Here is a 13,758-nt window from a genome sequence, read left to right on the forward strand (position 1 = left end):
TCCGAGGGGCCTTTTCTTGTTCTCCCCACCCGGCGAACAAGTCATTTCGAACAGCTGAATGGCTCATCACCGTTTTTGACCGACCGAAGATCAAGTTGCGCATTTCTCCATACTCGATGCTGGACAGATGCCGTTTAGTCGCACTTCATCACTGGAGGTTGGCATGATCAAGGAAACCATCGGAGCCCTCGTCCTCGGCGCCGCCGTCCTCGGAGCCCCCGCCGTGGCGAACGCCGGCACCGCCGGCACCGCCGGCAGCGGGTCGGCCACGGTCACCGCGCACTGCGACAACTGGTGCGACGGCGGCTGGGGACGCCACCACGGCGGCCACCACGGCCACCACGGCGGCCACCACGGTCACCACGGCCACCACGGCTGGGGCCACCACGGCTGGGGCCACCACGGCTGGGGCCAGAACTGGAACAGCTACAACGGCAACTACAGCGGCAACCAGTACGGCGGCATCCACTTCCGCCTCCGTCGCTGACGCCGCGGGTGAGGCCATGGCGGTAATGGCCTCACCCGGCCCCTCGGAGACCAGGTGTCCCCGAGGGGCTTTTTCTTTGTCTCCCCACCTAGCAAATAAGGCATTTCGGACAGCTGAACCGGCTCATTACCGGTTTTGACCGACCGAAGATCAAGTTGCACATTTCTCCATACTCGATGCTGGACAGATGCCGTTTAGTCGCACTTCATCACTGGAGGTTGACATGATCAAGGAAACCATCGGAGCCCTCGTCCTGGGTGCGGGACTACTCGGCGCACCGGCCGCGGCGACCGCGGCGACCCCGGCGCAGACCGCCGCCACGACCGCCTCCTCGGCCGCGAGATACGCGGACGACTGGTGGGAATGGGACTGCTGGGAGTCGGACTGGGGCAACTGGGACCGCGGGGGCTGCGACGGCGGCCGCGACCGCTGGCGCGACCGCGACCGCCACCGCCACAACAACGTCCACAGGCGCAGCCAGTCCCTGCGGAACCAGCAGCAGAAGCTGCAGCAGCAGCAGCACCAGAACGTCTACATCTACAACTACAAGGTCAAGAAGAACAGGAGCGGTCACTACCGGCGGTGACCTCGCATGAGAACGGCCCCAGCGGACTTCCGGTCCGCTGGGGCCGTTCTCGCGTACGGGGAAGGAGGGCTCAGAAGAGCATGCCCTCCTTCTCGATGCCCCGCAGGGCGTCGTAGTCCAGCGTGAGGGTCTCGATCCCCCGGTCGTGGGCGAGGACCCGCGCCTGGGGCTTGATCTCCTGGGCGGCGAAGACGCCCTTGACCGGCGCCAGCAGCGGGTCCCGGTTGAGCAGCTCCAGGTACCGGGTGAGCTGCTCGACGCCGTCGATCTCCCCCCGGCGCTTGATCTCCACCGCGACGGTCCCCCCGGAGGCGTCCCTGCACAGGATGTCCACGGGTCCGATCGCCGTCGGGTACTCCCGCCGGACCAGCCGGTAGCCCTCCCCCAGCGTGGTGATGTGCTCGGCGAGCAGCTCCTGGAGGTGGGCCTCCACCCCGTCCTTCTGCAGGCCCGGGTCCACTCCCAGCTCGTGCCGGTGGTCGTGCAGCACCTCGAAGACCGTGAGGATCAGCTGCTCCCCGGACTTGCCGTGGGTGACCGTCCACCGGGCGACGGCCCCGTGGTCGGTGTAGGCCTCCTCCCGCACGGTGCAGGGGGGGTTCATCCAGTTCAACGGCTTGAAGGCCCGGTCGTCGGCGTGGATGGACACACTGCCGTCGGCCTTCATGAGGATGAGCCGGGTGGCCTTCGGAAGGTGGGCGGTGAGCCGTCCCACGTAGTCGACACTGCAACGGGCTATGACAAGACGCACCGGCCCAGTCTCCCACTCCGGCGCACCCGCTCGCCCCCGCTTCGGCCCGGTGGTGTTGACAGAAACCACGGAGTGTCAGATCACGGACACCACTTCCGTTGTTTATTTATCAGAAACATTTGTAGTTAATCCGTACTTTTCAGGCTTCTATGACAAAGCAACTTCCATCTTGTTCATCTTCACCGGCCGCCCGCCGGTCCGATCATCGAACGGAGGAGCGGTGTGATCGTCTTCGTCAGCGGTTTCAACCGCAGCGGAACCACCGTGTTGCTGGAGGCGGTGGCCTCGTCGACGGACGGCGAGCCGTTCACCGTCGGAGACCTGATCCGGTACGGCTCACCCGGGCTGGCGGCGAGGCTGCGCGCCCTGGTCGAGGCCGACGAGCCGGTGGACCGGGGGGTGGACGCCCGGAAGGTCACCGCCTCGACCCCCGAGGAGTACGGCTGGCTCCTGGTCGACCAGGGCAGCACCGCCCGCCTGTCGAGCCGGTTCAACCCCGAGGCGGCGCCGACGCTGCGACGGGTGGCCGACGACATCGTCGCCCGCTCCGGGACGGCCGTGCTGAAGAACCCGTCCGACACCGGACGCGAGGACCTGCTCCTGCGCTGCTTCCCCGAGGCCGGAGTGATCGTCACCCGCAGGGCGCTGGCGGGCATCCACTCCAGCGCCGACCGCGCCCTGGCCCGGGGCGCCGAGAGCACCGTGTACGGCATGGCGCTGACCGGGAACAGCCGGATCGTCCGAGCCGCCATCAGGGTCCAGAGGACGAGGGCGGGAGCCTCCCTCCTGAGCGCGTTCGGCCGGTGGAACCTGCGCTTCCGGGTGCTGGGGATGCTCCGCCGCACCTCGCGCCTGCCCGTCGACCGCGTCGCCTTCCTCGACTACGACGAGCTGATCCGCGACCCCTGGCGGGCCGCCCGCTGGGCCGGCCACCTCCTGGACCCCGAACGGCTGGCCGAGGACTTCCGCGCCATCCACTCCTTCCCGCCCCACCCCGTCCCCCCGGCCTCCCGGCTGGACCGCTTCCTGGACCGGCGCTGGGGACGGGTCTGGGAGCGCGGGCGCCGGGAGCAGCTCGAACGCGGCATCCTCAAGGAACCGGTGGAACAGGCCGGTTCCCCGAGGACTCCGAGCTGAGACACGACGCCGCCCGTCCGCATTCGCCTGTGCGGACGGGAGAAGAAGGGCAGACTGGACCGATGGGTGAGGTGAGGATCCGCAAGGCGCTGCCCCGCGACGAGAAGAGGCTCGCCGAACTGGACCGGCTGACCTGGGCTCCGGAGAACTCCGTCATGCCCCGGCCCTCCCCGGGCGGCCACGTCTACGACCGGTTCCACCTGCCCGAGCACTTCCTGGTCGCCGAACTCGGCGACCGGGTGGTCGGCTACCTGCGGATGGTTCAGCCGGTGCTGCAGCCCAGCGGCGCGCACGTCCGGCAGATCCAGGGCCTGGGCGTCGACCCGGAGGCCCGGGGCCTGGGCGTCGGCCGGCTGCTGCTGGAGGCCGCCGTCGCCGAGGCCGGACGGCAGGGCGCACGGAAGCTCACCCTGCGCGTCCTGTCGGGCAACACCGCGGCCCGGCGGCTCTACGAGCGGACGGGCTTCACCGTCGAGGGAGTGCTGCGGGAGGAGTTCCTGGTCGAGGGGCGCCTCGTGGACGACGTCCTCATGGCGCGGTTCCTCTGAGCCCTCCAGACGAGCCCGGAAGGCGTTCGCGACGGCTCAGCCGCCCGGCTTCCACAGCACGTCCTCGCCCGCCGACACGACCCTGCAGAAGATGAACAGCAGGTCCGACAGCCGGTTCAGGTAACGGGCGGTGAGGCCGTTCATCGTCTCGCCGTGGGCCTCCAGCGCCGTCCAGATGGTGCGCTCCGCCCTGCGGGTGACGGTGCGCGCCACGTGCAGGTAGGCGGTGCCCGGCGCCCCTCCGGGAAGGATGAAGCTCCGCAGCGGGGGCAGCGGCTCGTTGAACCTGTCGCACCAGCCCTCCACCCGCTCGACGTACTCGTCGGTGATGCGCAGGGGCTCGTAGCCGAGGTCGGGCGAGACGGGGGTGCAGAGGTCCGCGCCCACGTCGAAGAGGTCGTTCTGGATCTGCCTCAGAACCGCGGCGACGGCCTCCGGCAGCGAGCCGACCGACAGCGCCACGCCGATCGCGGCGTTGGCCTCCTCCACGTCCGCGTAGGCGGCGATCCGCGGGTCGGTCTTGGCGGTCCTGCTGGCATCGCCGAGCGCCGTCGTCCCGTCGTCGCCGGTCCGGGTGTAGATCTTGGACAGCACGACGGGGTTGTCATCACGACTCATGACACCACCCTAGCGCTCAGGGCCCGCTCGGAAGATCGACGGGCCAGCCCGGCGGGGAGGACTCCAGCCAGGCCAGGAAGCCGGTGAGCGCGGCGGGGGACATCGCCAGCTCGACGGACAGCTCCCCGTTCTTCACCTCGATGATGAGGGCGTCCGCGGCGAGCGCGGCCGTCTCCTCGCCCTCGGGGTCCCGGCGGTTGACCACGACGAGACCCCGGCGGTGGATCACCTTCCGGGGTCTGCGTCTGAAGCCGAACACGCTGTGCCATTGCAACTCGTCGCCCTGATAGCGGCCGATGCCCAGCCGCCACACGTTGGCGTCCTGCAGGTCGCGGAGGCTGCACTCGACGGTGCCGCCGCCCAGTTCCAGCAGCCAGCGCCGCAGCGACATCAGGCCGAACAGCAGAACGGCCAGCAGAACGACGGCGGCGAGCACCCAGCCGATGTCTCGTGCCAGGTGCTCGCCCACGTGGTACCGGTTCTCTCTTAGGACTCGGCCCCGGCCGCGCGCAGCCGCGCGCGGGCACGGCGCTCGGCGACGACCTGCGGGTTGTCGCCGTCTTCGCCGGACTGGGCCAGCTCCAGCGCCTCACGGGCCTGGACCAAGTCGATCTCCGCGCCCAGTTCGGCCTGCTCGGCCAGGACGGAGACCTCGTTGTCGGCGACGGAGAAGAAGCCGCTGCCGACCGCCGCGACGATCACGTCGCCCGACGTCGGGTGGATCTTCACCAGGCTTCCGTCGACGAGCACGCCCAGCACCGGGGCGTGACCGGTACGGATACCGATCTCGCCTTCGATGGTCTGCGCGACCACCATCTCGGCCTCACCCGCCCACACCTCGCGCTCAGGCGAGACAAGGGCAACTCGAAGTGCCACGGTAATACCCCTTTCTGACAAGACCCCCGCTGGGGCACGCGGCCCCAGCGGTCACGCCACGGCGCCTGCCGTCCCGGTATGACGAGAAGGCGCGGCCTGCTGCCACAGCGACGGGCCTTATCTACTTAGCGAGCTCCTTGGCCTTCTTCTCGACGTCGTCGACGCCGCCGCACATGAAGAACGCCTGCTCGGGGATGTGGTCGTACTTGCCCTCGCACAGCGCCTTGAAGGAGGAGATGGTCTCGTCGAGCGGAACGGTGACACCGGGCTGGCCGGTGAACTGCTCGGCGACGTACATCGGGTGGGACAGGAACCGCTCGATGCGACGGGCGCGCTGAACGGTGACCTTGTCCTCCTCGGACAGCTCGTCGATACCGAGGATCGCGATGATGTCCTGGAGCTCCTTGTACTTCTGCAGGATCCGGATGACCTCCTGCGCGACCGCGTAGTGCTCCGCGCCGATGATCGCCGGGTCCATGATCCGCGAGCTGGAGTCCAGCGGGTCCACCGCGGGGTAGATGCCCTTCTCGGTGATCGCCCGGGAGAGCACGGTCCGGGCGTCGAGGTGGGCGAACGTGGTGTGCGGGGCAGGGTCGGTGATGTCGTCCGCGGGAACGTAGATCGCCTGCATCGAGGTGATCGAGTGACCGCGGGTCGAGGTGATCCGCTCCTGCAGCTGGCCCATCTCGTCGGCCAGGGTCGGCTGGTAGCCCACCGCGGACGGCATGCGGCCGAGCAGGGTGGAGACCTCCGAGCCGGCCTGGGTGAACCGGAAGATGTTGTCGATGAACAGCAGCACGTCCTGACCCTGGACGTCGCGGAAGTACTCCGCCATCGTCAGGGCGGACAGGGCGACCCGCAGACGGGTGCCCGGCGGCTCGTCCATCTGGCCGAACACCAGGGCGGTGTCCTTGAGGACGTTGGCCTCTTCCATCTCCACCCAGAGGTCGTTGCCCTCACGGGTGCGCTCGCCGACGCCGGCGAACACCGAGGTGCCACCGAAGTTGCGGGCGACACGGGTGATCATCTCCTGGATGAGCACCGTCTTGCCCACACCGGCGCCGCCGAACAGGCCGATCTTCCCACCCTTCACGTACGGGGTGAGGAGGTCGATGACCTTGATGCCGGTCTCCAGCATCTCGGTCTTGGACTCGAGCTGGTCGAACGGCGGGGCCTGGCGGTGGATGCCCCAGCGCTCGGTGACCTCCAGGCCAGGAGCGTCCAGGCACTCGCCCAGGGCGTTCCACACGTGGCCCTTGGTGATGTCGCCGACGGGGACGGAGATCGCCTCGCCGGTGTCGGCCACCGCAGAACCGCGGACCAGGCCGTCGGTGGGCTGCATGGAGATGGCGCGGATCCTGTTGTCGCCCAGGTGCTGGGCGACCTCGAGGGTCAGCTGCTTGCTCTCGCTGCCGAGGAGGACCTCGACGTGGAGGGCGTTGTTGATCGTGGGCATGGCGTCGGCGGGGAACTCCACGTCGACGACCGGGCCGATGACCCGGACGACGCGGCCGGTGCCGATCGCTACCGCAGTTGCAGACATGTTCCTATTCACTCCCCGCGCCGGCGTCGGCCAACGCGTTGGCGCCACCGACGATCTCGCTGATTTCCTGGGTGATCTCGGCCTGCCGCGCCTGGTTGGCCTGGCGCGAGTAGAGGCCGATCAGATCATTGGCGTTGTCCGTGGCGGACTTCATCGCCCGGCGCCGGGCCGCCAGCTCCGAGGCCGCACCCTGGAGCAGCATGTTGAAGATGCGGCTCTCGATGTAGTTCGGCAGCAGCAGGTCCAGCGTCTGGGACGCGGTGGGCTCGAAGTCGTAGGACGGCAGCGGCCCGCCGGCCTTCCCGGAGTCCTCGACTTCCTCGATCTGCAGCGGGAGCAGGCGCTTGACCTGGGCCTCCTGCGTCAGCATCGAGACGAACTCGGTGTAGACGACGTGGATCTCGCCCACACCGCCCTCCGCGTCCGTCTTGAGGAAGTCCTCGACGAGCTTGCGCCCGATGCGCTCGGCACTGGCGAAGTCCGGCCGGTCACTGAAACCGGACCATTCCCCGCCGATGTCGCGGCCGCGGAACCTGTACCAGGTGAGGCCCTTGTTCCCGACCACGTACGGGACGGGCTCGCGGCCCTGCTCGCGCAGCAGCGCCATCAGGGACTCGGCCTCACGGATCACGTTGGCGTTGTAGCCGCCGCAGAAGCCCCGGTCCGAGGTGACGATCAGCACCGCGGAGCGCTTGTCCTCCGGCTGCTCGCGCAGCAGCGGGTGGTCGACACCCGAACGGTGGCTGACCAGTGCGCTCAGCGCCCGCGTGATCTTCTCCGCGTACGGCTTGGAGGCCGCGACGCGTTCCTGGGCCTTGGAGATCCGGGAGGTGGCGATCAGCTCCTGGGCACGCGTGATCTTGGCGGTCGACTGGGCCGACTTGATCTTGCGTCGCAGAAGACGAAGCTGGGCTCCCATGGATCAGGCCTTCTTGACGCGCTTGATGGTCTCCTGCTCGACCTCTTCGGCAGCCAGCGGCTCGACCGGCTCCTCGGCGCCCAGCAGAACACCCGCGCTGGTGGTGAAGCCCTTCTTGAACTCCGTGATGGAGTCCTTCAGGGTGGTCAGCGCGTCATCGGACAGGACCTTGGTCTCCCGGATCCCGGTCAGCAGGCCCTTGGAGTTGCGCTCGACGTAGTCGAGGAACTCCTTCTCGAAGCGGCGGACGTCCTCGATCGGGACGTCGTCCAGCTCGCCGGACGTGCCCGACCACACCGAGACGACCTGCTTCTCGACCGGGTACGGGCTGTACTGCGCCTGCTTGAGCAGCTCGACCAGCCGGCCACCGCGCTCCAGCTGCGCCTTGGACGCCGCGTCGAGGTCGGAGGCGAAGGCCGCGAAGGCCTCCAGGTCGCGGTACTGGGACAGGGCCAGACGCAGGGTGCCGGCGACGCTCCGCATCGCCTTGATCTGCGCGGAGCCGCCGACCCGGGAGACCGAGACACCGACGTTGACCGCCGGGCGGACGCCCTGGTTGAACAGGTCGGTCTCCAGGAAGCACTGACCGTCGGTGATGGAGATGACGTTGGTCGGGATGAACGCCGAGACGTCGTTGCCCTTGGTCTCGATGATCGGCAGACCGGTCATCGAGCCCGCGCCCAGGTCGTCCGACAGCTTCGCACAGCGCTCGAGCAGACGCGAGTGCAGGTAGAAGACGTCACCCGGGTAGGCCTCACGGCCCGGCGGGCGGCGCAGCAGCAGCGACACGGCGCGGTAGGCCTCGGCCTGCTTGGACAGGTCGTCGAAGACGATCAGGACGTGCTTGCCCTGGTACATCCAGTGCTGGCCGATCGCGGACCCGGTGTAGGGGGCGATGTACTTGTAGCCGGCCGGGTCGGAGGCGGGAGCCGCCACGATGGTGGTGTACTCCAGCGCGCCGGCCTCCTCCAGGGTGCCCCGGACGGACGCGATGGTGGAGCCCTTCTGGCCCACGGCGACGTAGATGCAGCGAACCTGCTTCTCCGGGTCGCCGGAGAGCCAGTTCTCCTTCTGGTTGATGATCGTGTCGACCGCGATCGTCGTCTTGCCGGTCTGCCGGTCGCCGATGATCAGCTGTCGCTGACCGCGGCCGATCGGGGTCATCGCGTCGATGGCCTTGATGCCGGTCTGCAGCGGCTCGCTGACCGACTGGCGCTGAACGACGGTCGGAGCCTGCAGCTCCAGCGCGCGGCGCTCGGTCGAGGCGATCGGGCCCTTGCCGTCGATCGGGTTGCCCAGGGCGTCAACGACGCGGCCCAGGAAGTCGTCGCCGACCGGGGTGGAGAGGACCTCACCGGTGCGGCGCACCGGCTGGCCCTCTTCGATCTTGGTGAAGTCGCCCAGTACGACCGCGCCGATCTCACGGACGTCGAGGTTCAGCGCCAGACCGCGGGTGCCGTCCTCGAATTCCAGGATCTCGTTGGCCATCGCCGAGGGGAGGCCCGAGATGCGAGCGATACCGTCGCCGGACTCGGTGACAGTGCCGACCTCCTCGCGCGCGGCCGCGTCGGGCTCGTACGACTGGACGAAACGCTCCAGCGCGTTCCGGATTTCATCCGGACGGATCGTCAGCTCCGCCATGATTCCTTCCTTGCCTTCAGGCGATCCGCCGGCGTACGCCGTCAAGGCGTCCGGCGATCGTGCCGTCGATTGCCTCGTCCCCGATCTGCACGGCGATGCCGCCGAGCACACTCGGGTCGAGTTCGATGTTCAGGTGTACGTCACGGCCGTAGGAGGCGCCGAGCGCCGCCGCGAGCCGGGTCTGCTGCTCCCCGGTGAGGGGAACCGCGGTGCGGACGAGCGCGATCAGCCGGTTGCGCCGCTCGGCGACGACCTTGCCGTACCCGTCGAGCTCGCCTTCCAGGCTACGTCCACGCGGGTGCGTGACGGCCTCGGTGATGAGGGACACGGAGGCCGGGGCCGCCTTGCCCTCCAGCAGAGCCTTGACCAGCTCCGCCTTCTGCTCGGCCGGAACCCGCGTGCCCGAGAGGGCGGCGCGCAGTTCCGGGTCGCCCGAGACCACCCGGGTGAAGCGGAACAGATCGTCCTCGAGCTGGTCGAGCTGACCGGTCCGCTCGGCGGCGACCGCCTGGGCGCCCACCGCGAGCCGCTCGAAGGCGTCGGTCATCTCGGCCGACGTGCTCCACCTGCGGCTCACGATCTCGGCCGTGACCTCGATCGCGACCTCGCCGGTCTTGCCCTCGAGCAGCGAGCGCATGATCTGCGCCTTGGCCTGCCCGAAGGTCGAGGGGTCGGCGAGCGTGCGGCGCAGCCCGTGCTCGCGGTCCAGCAGGTGCAGGACCGTGAACAGTTCGGCGGCGAGCACGGACGCGTCCGCGCCCGCGACGAGCGCGTCGAACTTCTCGGTGACCTCGGCCAGCGAGGCCCTGCTGACGGCTCCCGCCATCACAGGGCCTTGCTGGCGTTGGCGGACTCGAGCTCCTCGAGGAAGCGGTCGACGATCCGGCGCTGGCGCGCCTCGTCCTCGAGGGATTCGCCGACCACACGGCCGGCCAGGTCGACCGACAGGGCGCCGACCTCGGCCCGCAGCGAGGCGAGGGCCTGGGTCCGCTCCTGCTCGATCTGAGCCTGTGCGTTCTCCACGATCCGGCGGGCCTCGACCTGGGCCTGCTCCTTCATCTCGGCGATGATCTGAGCGCCCTGCTCACGGGCCTCCTCCCGCAGACGGGCCGCCTCCTGGCGGGCGTCCGAGAGCTGGGCCTTGTAAGCGTCGAGGGTCTGCTTGGCCTCGACCTGAGCGTCCTCAGCGCGCTTGATCCCCCCCTCGATCAGGTCGGCCCGCTCGTCGAGCATGGCCTTGATCTTGGGGATGAGCTTCCACGCGAAGATGCCGAAGATGATCGCGAAGGCGATGGGGCCGACGACCAGCTCGGCACCATGCGGCAGGAAAATGTTCGGCTCTTCAGCCGCTGCCAGGAACATTAAGAGTCCCCCTCCGGGATTGTCGTGGCGACTTACGGGAAGACGAACGGCACGACGAAACCGAGCAGCGCGAGCGCCTCGGTCAGGGCGAAGCCGATGAACATGTTGGTCCGGATGACGTTGGTCATCTCGGGCTGGCGGGCCATGGCCTGCACGCCGTTACCGAAGATCAGACCCACGCCGATGCCGGGGCCGATCGCGGCGAGGCCGTAACCGACGGCACCCAGGGAGCCGGACACGGAGTCGGTCGCAGCGAGAATGGCGCTCATGTGTGTTTCTTCTCCTTGACTCGGCCGGTGAGCTGTTCACACCGGTCGGGAACTTTCGGGCTGACGGCTAGTGCGCTTCTTCGAGAGCCTGGCCGATGTAGCTGGCGACGAGCATCGTGAAGATGTACGCCTGCAGAGCCTGGATCAGCAGCTCGAAGGCGGTCATCACGATGGCCATCGTGAAGGAGGCGGTGGCCGAGGCCATACCGATGATCGAAGGGCTGACCAGGTACCAGGCACCGATGGAGAACACCGCGATCAGCATGTGACCGGCGAACATGTTCGCGAAGAGTCGGATGGTCAGCGTGAAGGGCCGGAAGATGACGTTCGAGATCAACTCGATCGGCGTCAGCAGGACGTAGACCCAGCCCGGCAGGCCGGACGGGACCGCGAGGTTGCGGAAACCGCCGACGAAGCCGTTCCGCTTGAACGTGAGGGTCATGTAGACGACCCAGGCGACGAGGGCGAACATCGCCGGGAAGGCGACGCGCGAGGTCACCGGGAACTGCATGATGGGCACGAAGGCCATGAAGTTCAGCAGCCAGATGAAGACCAGCATCGACAGGAAGTAGGGGACGAACCTGTCGCCCTCCTTGCCGATCATCGGCCGCGCGATCTGGTCGCGGACGAACAGGTAGGCCATCTCGCCCATGCTCTGGATCCTGCTGGGGACCAGCTTGGCGTTGCTGAAGGCGGCCCAGAAGAATCCGATGATGGCGATCGCGGAAATGGCCGCGAGGAACGCCGGCTTGGTGACCTCGAACGGGCCGATGCTGAACATCGGCTCGAAGACGAAGAGCTCGGGCCCGGGGGCGGGGAAACCACAGCCGCTCAGCAGATGGCATCCGCCCTCGCTGGCGAGTACCACGTCAGCGCTCACAGCGGGCTCCTTCGGCGTGCAGCATGTTGTCAACACCCTCGACGTTTCGGCGCGGGGCTACCCGCGAATCACGAGAAAAATCTTGTTCGGCGGAATCTGCTACTGATCCCGGCCGAAACGGACATAGACCAGGTACAGGGCCGCTACCAGCCCCAGGACTATCCCTATGGGCAGGAAGACCCGCTCGGTTCCCACCCAGCGATCGACCAGCCAGCCGATTCCCCCGTAGAAGAACATTCCTGACAGGAGAAGGCTGGTAATGGTCACGCCGGGGTTGGAACTCCCTGAGCCGGCTTCCGGCCGAGTGTCCTTGTCCATGGCGACTCGGACGATAGCAGGCCATCGGAGAGATGGTCACATTGGCATAGTCCTTTGGAGAGAACCGGATCATCACGAGCCCTTGCCCGAACCGGAGACCGGTTCGACATAGAGCATCTTGGTCTTGACGAAGACCCGGATCTCGAAAGCCAGCCAGACGGCCGTGCAGCCCAGGACGGTGAGGCCGAAGGCCCGGCCGTTCATCCAGGAGGCGTCGCGCAGCAGCGCGATCAGGCCGAGCATGGCGAAGACCTTCACCAGATAGGTGAACATCGCCACGGGCATCAGCATCTGGGGGTTCACCCGCGCGGAGTAGGAGACCGCCAGGATGCTGATCCCGAAGAAGACGACGACGACCACCGTGCCCAGAGCCGCCCCGACCGCGCCTTGGGCGCCGGCCAGGAGTCCGCCGACGGCGAGTGCGACCGCCCCCGCCAGCAGGGTGGGGATGGCCGCGCCGCGGAGGATCCGGGCGTCGGTTGTCTCCATGAGGACTCCGGTTGGTCACGTAACGTGTTCGTCTCTACTTAGTGAAAGCTATCACAAGCGCCCGGACGGGAAGCAATTACCCCTCGGGTAACGGGCGGGTGAACAACCGTTTAAACCGGTTGCCGGGTGAAGGAATCGGTATCGTCCGAGACGGCCTCGGCCGCCGCGGCGGCGGCCCTTCTGGCCATGATCCGCGGCACGCCGACCATGAGCGCGGCGCCCAGCGCGGCGACGAGAAGAGTGATGCCCACCACAAGGGCCAGCACGTCCGGGGAGTTCGGCGGGACGAACGATATGGCGACCATGCAGGAGCCCACCAGGCTGACCCAGCCGTACATGATCAGCACGGACCTGCGGTGGGAGTGCCCCAGCCGCAGCAGCCGGTGGTGCAGGTGGTGCTTGTCCGGCGCGAAGGGCGAGCGGCCCTGGTTGGTGCGGCGCCAGACCGCCAGCAGCATGTCCGCGTAGGGCACGACCACGACCATCGGGACCAGCAGCAGCGGCAGCCACAACGGGAAGATCCGGTACTCCTCGGCCAGCGTGGGGTCGAACAGCTCGATGAGCTGGACGGTCGCCGCCGATATCAGCAGCCCGATGAGCATCGAGCCGGTGTCGCCCATGAAGATCCGGGCGGGGTGGAAGTTGTGCGCCAGGAAGCCGATGCAGACGCCGACCAGCACGCCCGCGATCATCGTGGGACCGATGAGCAGCGGAATGTCGATCACGTCGGCGAGCCGGTAGGACAGCAGGAACAGGGCGAACGCGGCGATGCCCACGACGCCGGCGGCGAGGCCGTCCAGGCCGTCGATGAAGTTCACCGCGTTGATCGTCGCCACCACCACGAAGACGGTCAGCGGCACCCCGTACTGGGGGGGCAGGGCCAGCGAGCCGCCGTCGGGCATGGGGATCGTGGTGAGCCTGACCCCGTTCATGATCAGGATGCCGGACGCGGCGACCTGCCCCGACAGCTTGGTCAGGGCGTCGATGTCCCACAGGTCGTCGGCGATGCCCAGCAGGACGATCAGCCCGCCCGCCAGGATCACCGCCTCGGCGGTCTTGGTCTCCTCGAAGACCTTCTGCATGTGCGGCAGGGCCTTGGCCATCACCAGCGCGCCCAGCAGTCCGCCGAACATGGCCAGGCCGCCCACCCGGGGCGTGGGGACGGAGTGCACGTCCCGGTCCCGCACCGGGGACTGCGCCCCGATGAGGAGCGCCAGCCTCTTGACCGGGGTGACCAGCAGGTAGGTGACGGTGATCCCGGTGAGGATGACCAGCAGGTACTCCCGCATGCCCCGCACCCCCGTCCCCGGACGCCATCACCTGTCGCACTGTAA

The 13,758-nt window shown here is 68.1% G+C and carries 18 protein-coding genes; 4 read left to right on the forward strand and 14 right to left on the reverse strand.

From position 1 onward, the window contains the following. Nucleotides 1-163: 163 nt before the first annotated feature. Both ABD327_RS05970 and ABD327_RS05975 read left to right on the forward strand, forming a co-directional pair. Entirely contained in the window at nt 164-487 is a 324-nt protein-coding gene (locus ABD327_RS05970) for a hypothetical protein (RefSeq protein WP_344449160.1), read from the forward strand. 223 nt (nt 488-710) lie between these two features. After that, nucleotides 711-1,073, forward strand: a complete 363-nt coding sequence (locus ABD327_RS05975; protein ID WP_344449161.1) for a hypothetical protein — start codon at nt 711-713, stop codon at nt 1,071-1,073. A gap of 70 nt (nt 1,074-1,143) precedes the next feature. On the opposite strand, the gene nucS is transcribed toward ABD327_RS05975, so the two are convergent. Further along, entirely contained in the window at nt 1,144-1,824 is a 681-nt protein-coding gene (gene nucS, locus ABD327_RS05980; RefSeq protein WP_344449162.1) for an endonuclease NucS, read from the reverse strand. Nucleotides 1,825-2,046: 222 nt separating this feature from the next. Here nucS and ABD327_RS05985 point away from each other — a divergent pair, with 222 nt between their 5' ends. Then, nucleotides 2,047-2,961, forward strand: a complete 915-nt coding sequence (locus tag ABD327_RS05985; protein ID WP_344449163.1) for a sulfotransferase — start codon at nt 2,047-2,049, stop codon at nt 2,959-2,961. A 62-nt stretch (nt 2,962-3,023) separates the two neighbouring features. Next, nucleotides 3,024-3,509 carry a GNAT family N-acetyltransferase gene (locus ABD327_RS05990; RefSeq protein ID WP_344449164.1) on the forward strand — a complete coding sequence of 162 codons (486 nt, stop codon included), beginning with the start codon at nt 3,024-3,026 and terminating at the stop codon, nt 3,507-3,509. 36 nt (nt 3,510-3,545) lie between these two features. Here the strand turns inward: ABD327_RS05990 and ABD327_RS05995 are convergent, their stop codons facing one another. From ABD327_RS05995 to ABD327_RS06055, 13 genes are all read right to left on the reverse strand, one after another. Then, nucleotides 3,546-4,127, reverse strand: coding sequence for a cob(I)yrinic acid a,c-diamide adenosyltransferase (locus ABD327_RS05995; protein ID WP_344449165.1), 582 nt, complete (start codon nt 4,125-4,127; stop codon nt 3,546-3,548). A 16-nt stretch (nt 4,128-4,143) separates the two neighbouring features. Beyond that, entirely contained in the window at nt 4,144-4,596 is a 453-nt protein-coding gene (locus ABD327_RS06000) for a DUF2550 domain-containing protein (RefSeq protein ID WP_344449166.1), read from the reverse strand. A gap of 17 nt (nt 4,597-4,613) precedes the next feature. After that, on the reverse strand, nt 4,614-5,009 hold the full coding sequence (locus ABD327_RS06005) for a F0F1 ATP synthase subunit epsilon (RefSeq protein ID WP_425547075.1): 396 nt from the start codon (nt 5,007-5,009) through the stop codon (nt 4,614-4,616). Nucleotides 5,010-5,124: 115 nt separating this feature from the next. Continuing rightward, nucleotides 5,125-6,546 (reverse strand): F0F1 ATP synthase subunit beta, encoded by a 1,422-nt coding sequence (gene atpD / locus ABD327_RS06010; RefSeq protein WP_344449168.1) that lies wholly within the window; start codon nt 6,544-6,546, stop codon nt 5,125-5,127. A gap of 4 nt (nt 6,547-6,550) precedes the next feature. After that, on the reverse strand, nt 6,551-7,465 hold the full coding sequence (locus ABD327_RS06015) for a F0F1 ATP synthase subunit gamma (RefSeq protein WP_344449169.1): 915 nt from the start codon (nt 7,463-7,465) through the stop codon (nt 6,551-6,553). 3 nt (nt 7,466-7,468) lie between these two features. Continuing rightward, a complete protein-coding gene (gene atpA, locus ABD327_RS06020; RefSeq protein ID WP_344449170.1) occupies nt 7,469-9,106 on the reverse strand; it encodes a F0F1 ATP synthase subunit alpha in 1,638 nt (545 codons plus the stop codon). Between the two features lie 16 nt (nt 9,107-9,122). After that, complete coding sequence (locus tag ABD327_RS06025) at nt 9,123-9,932, reverse strand: F0F1 ATP synthase subunit delta (protein ID WP_344449171.1); 810 nt, start codon at nt 9,930-9,932, stop codon at nt 9,123-9,125. Then, entirely contained in the window at nt 9,932-10,468 is a 537-nt protein-coding gene (locus ABD327_RS06030; protein ID WP_344449172.1) for a F0F1 ATP synthase subunit B, read from the reverse strand. The genes ABD327_RS06025 and ABD327_RS06030 overlap by 1 nt, the downstream gene beginning before the upstream one ends. Nucleotides 10,469-10,500: 32 nt before the next feature. Beyond that, nucleotides 10,501-10,737: an ATP synthase F0 subunit C gene (gene atpE / locus ABD327_RS06035; RefSeq protein ID WP_344449173.1), complete on the reverse strand. Its 237-nt coding sequence runs from the start codon at nt 10,735-10,737 to the stop codon at nt 10,501-10,503. 67 nt (nt 10,738-10,804) lie between these two features. After that, the gene (gene atpB / locus ABD327_RS06040) at nt 10,805-11,617 is read right to left on the reverse strand and encodes a F0F1 ATP synthase subunit A (protein ID WP_344449174.1); all 813 of its coding nucleotides are present in this window, start codon (nt 11,615-11,617) and stop codon (nt 10,805-10,807) included. A 99-nt stretch (nt 11,618-11,716) separates the two neighbouring features. Next, nucleotides 11,717-11,935 carry an AtpZ/AtpI family protein gene (locus ABD327_RS06045; protein ID WP_344449175.1) on the reverse strand — a complete coding sequence of 73 codons (219 nt, stop codon included), beginning with the start codon at nt 11,933-11,935 and terminating at the stop codon, nt 11,717-11,719. A gap of 72 nt (nt 11,936-12,007) precedes the next feature. Then, on the reverse strand, nt 12,008-12,424 hold the full coding sequence (locus ABD327_RS06050) for a Cg1360 family ATP-synthase-associated protein (protein WP_344449176.1): 417 nt from the start codon (nt 12,422-12,424) through the stop codon (nt 12,008-12,010). 110 nt (nt 12,425-12,534) lie between these two features. Further along, on the reverse strand, nt 12,535-13,713 hold the full coding sequence (locus ABD327_RS06055; RefSeq protein ID WP_344449177.1) for a glycosyltransferase family 4 protein: 1,179 nt from the start codon (nt 13,711-13,713) through the stop codon (nt 12,535-12,537). Between the last annotated feature and the right edge of the window lie 45 nt (nt 13,714-13,758).

This window comes from Actinocorallia aurantiaca (genome assembly GCF_039533685.1).
GTDB lineage: Bacteria > Actinomycetota > Actinomycetes > Streptosporangiales > Streptosporangiaceae > Actinocorallia > Actinocorallia aurantiaca.

What these genes read in the sequence shown, in the direction of transcription:
- ABD327_RS06025 (WP_344449171.1), bottom strand. Translation starts at nt 9,932, where the DNA reads ATGGCGGGAGCCGTCAGCAGGGCCTCGCTGGCCGAGGTCACCGAGAAG.
- ABD327_RS06045 (WP_344449175.1), bottom strand. Translation starts at nt 11,935, where the DNA reads ATGGACAAGGACACTCGGCCGGAAGCCGGCTCAGGGAGTTCCAACCCC.
- ABD327_RS06050 (WP_344449176.1), bottom strand. Translation starts at nt 12,424, where the DNA reads ATGGAGACAACCGACGCCCGGATCCTCCGCGGCGCGGCCATCCCCACC.
- ABD327_RS05970 (WP_344449160.1), top strand. Translation starts at nt 164, where the DNA reads ATGATCAAGGAAACCATCGGAGCCCTCGTCCTCGGCGCCGCCGTCCTC.
- ABD327_RS05995 (WP_344449165.1), bottom strand. Translation starts at nt 4,127, where the DNA reads ATGAGTCGTGATGACAACCCCGTCGTGCTGTCCAAGATCTACACCCGG.
- ABD327_RS06015 (WP_344449169.1), bottom strand. Translation starts at nt 7,465, where the DNA reads ATGGGAGCCCAGCTTCGTCTTCTGCGACGCAAGATCAAGTCGGCCCAG.
- ABD327_RS06030 (WP_344449172.1), bottom strand. Translation starts at nt 10,468, where the DNA reads ATGTTCCTGGCAGCGGCTGAAGAGCCGAACATTTTCCTGCCGCATGGT.
- ABD327_RS06055 (WP_344449177.1), bottom strand. Translation starts at nt 13,713, where the DNA reads ATGCGGGAGTACCTGCTGGTCATCCTCACCGGGATCACCGTCACCTAC.
- atpA (WP_344449170.1), bottom strand. Translation starts at nt 9,106, where the DNA reads ATGGCGGAGCTGACGATCCGTCCGGATGAAATCCGGAACGCGCTGGAG.
- atpE (WP_344449173.1), bottom strand. Translation starts at nt 10,737, where the DNA reads ATGAGCGCCATTCTCGCTGCGACCGACTCCGTGTCCGGCTCCCTGGGT.
- ABD327_RS05990 (WP_344449164.1), top strand. Translation starts at nt 3,024, where the DNA reads ATGGGTGAGGTGAGGATCCGCAAGGCGCTGCCCCGCGACGAGAAGAGG.
- ABD327_RS05975 (WP_344449161.1), top strand. Translation starts at nt 711, where the DNA reads ATGATCAAGGAAACCATCGGAGCCCTCGTCCTGGGTGCGGGACTACTC.
- atpD (WP_344449168.1), bottom strand. Translation starts at nt 6,546, where the DNA reads ATGTCTGCAACTGCGGTAGCGATCGGCACCGGCCGCGTCGTCCGGGTC.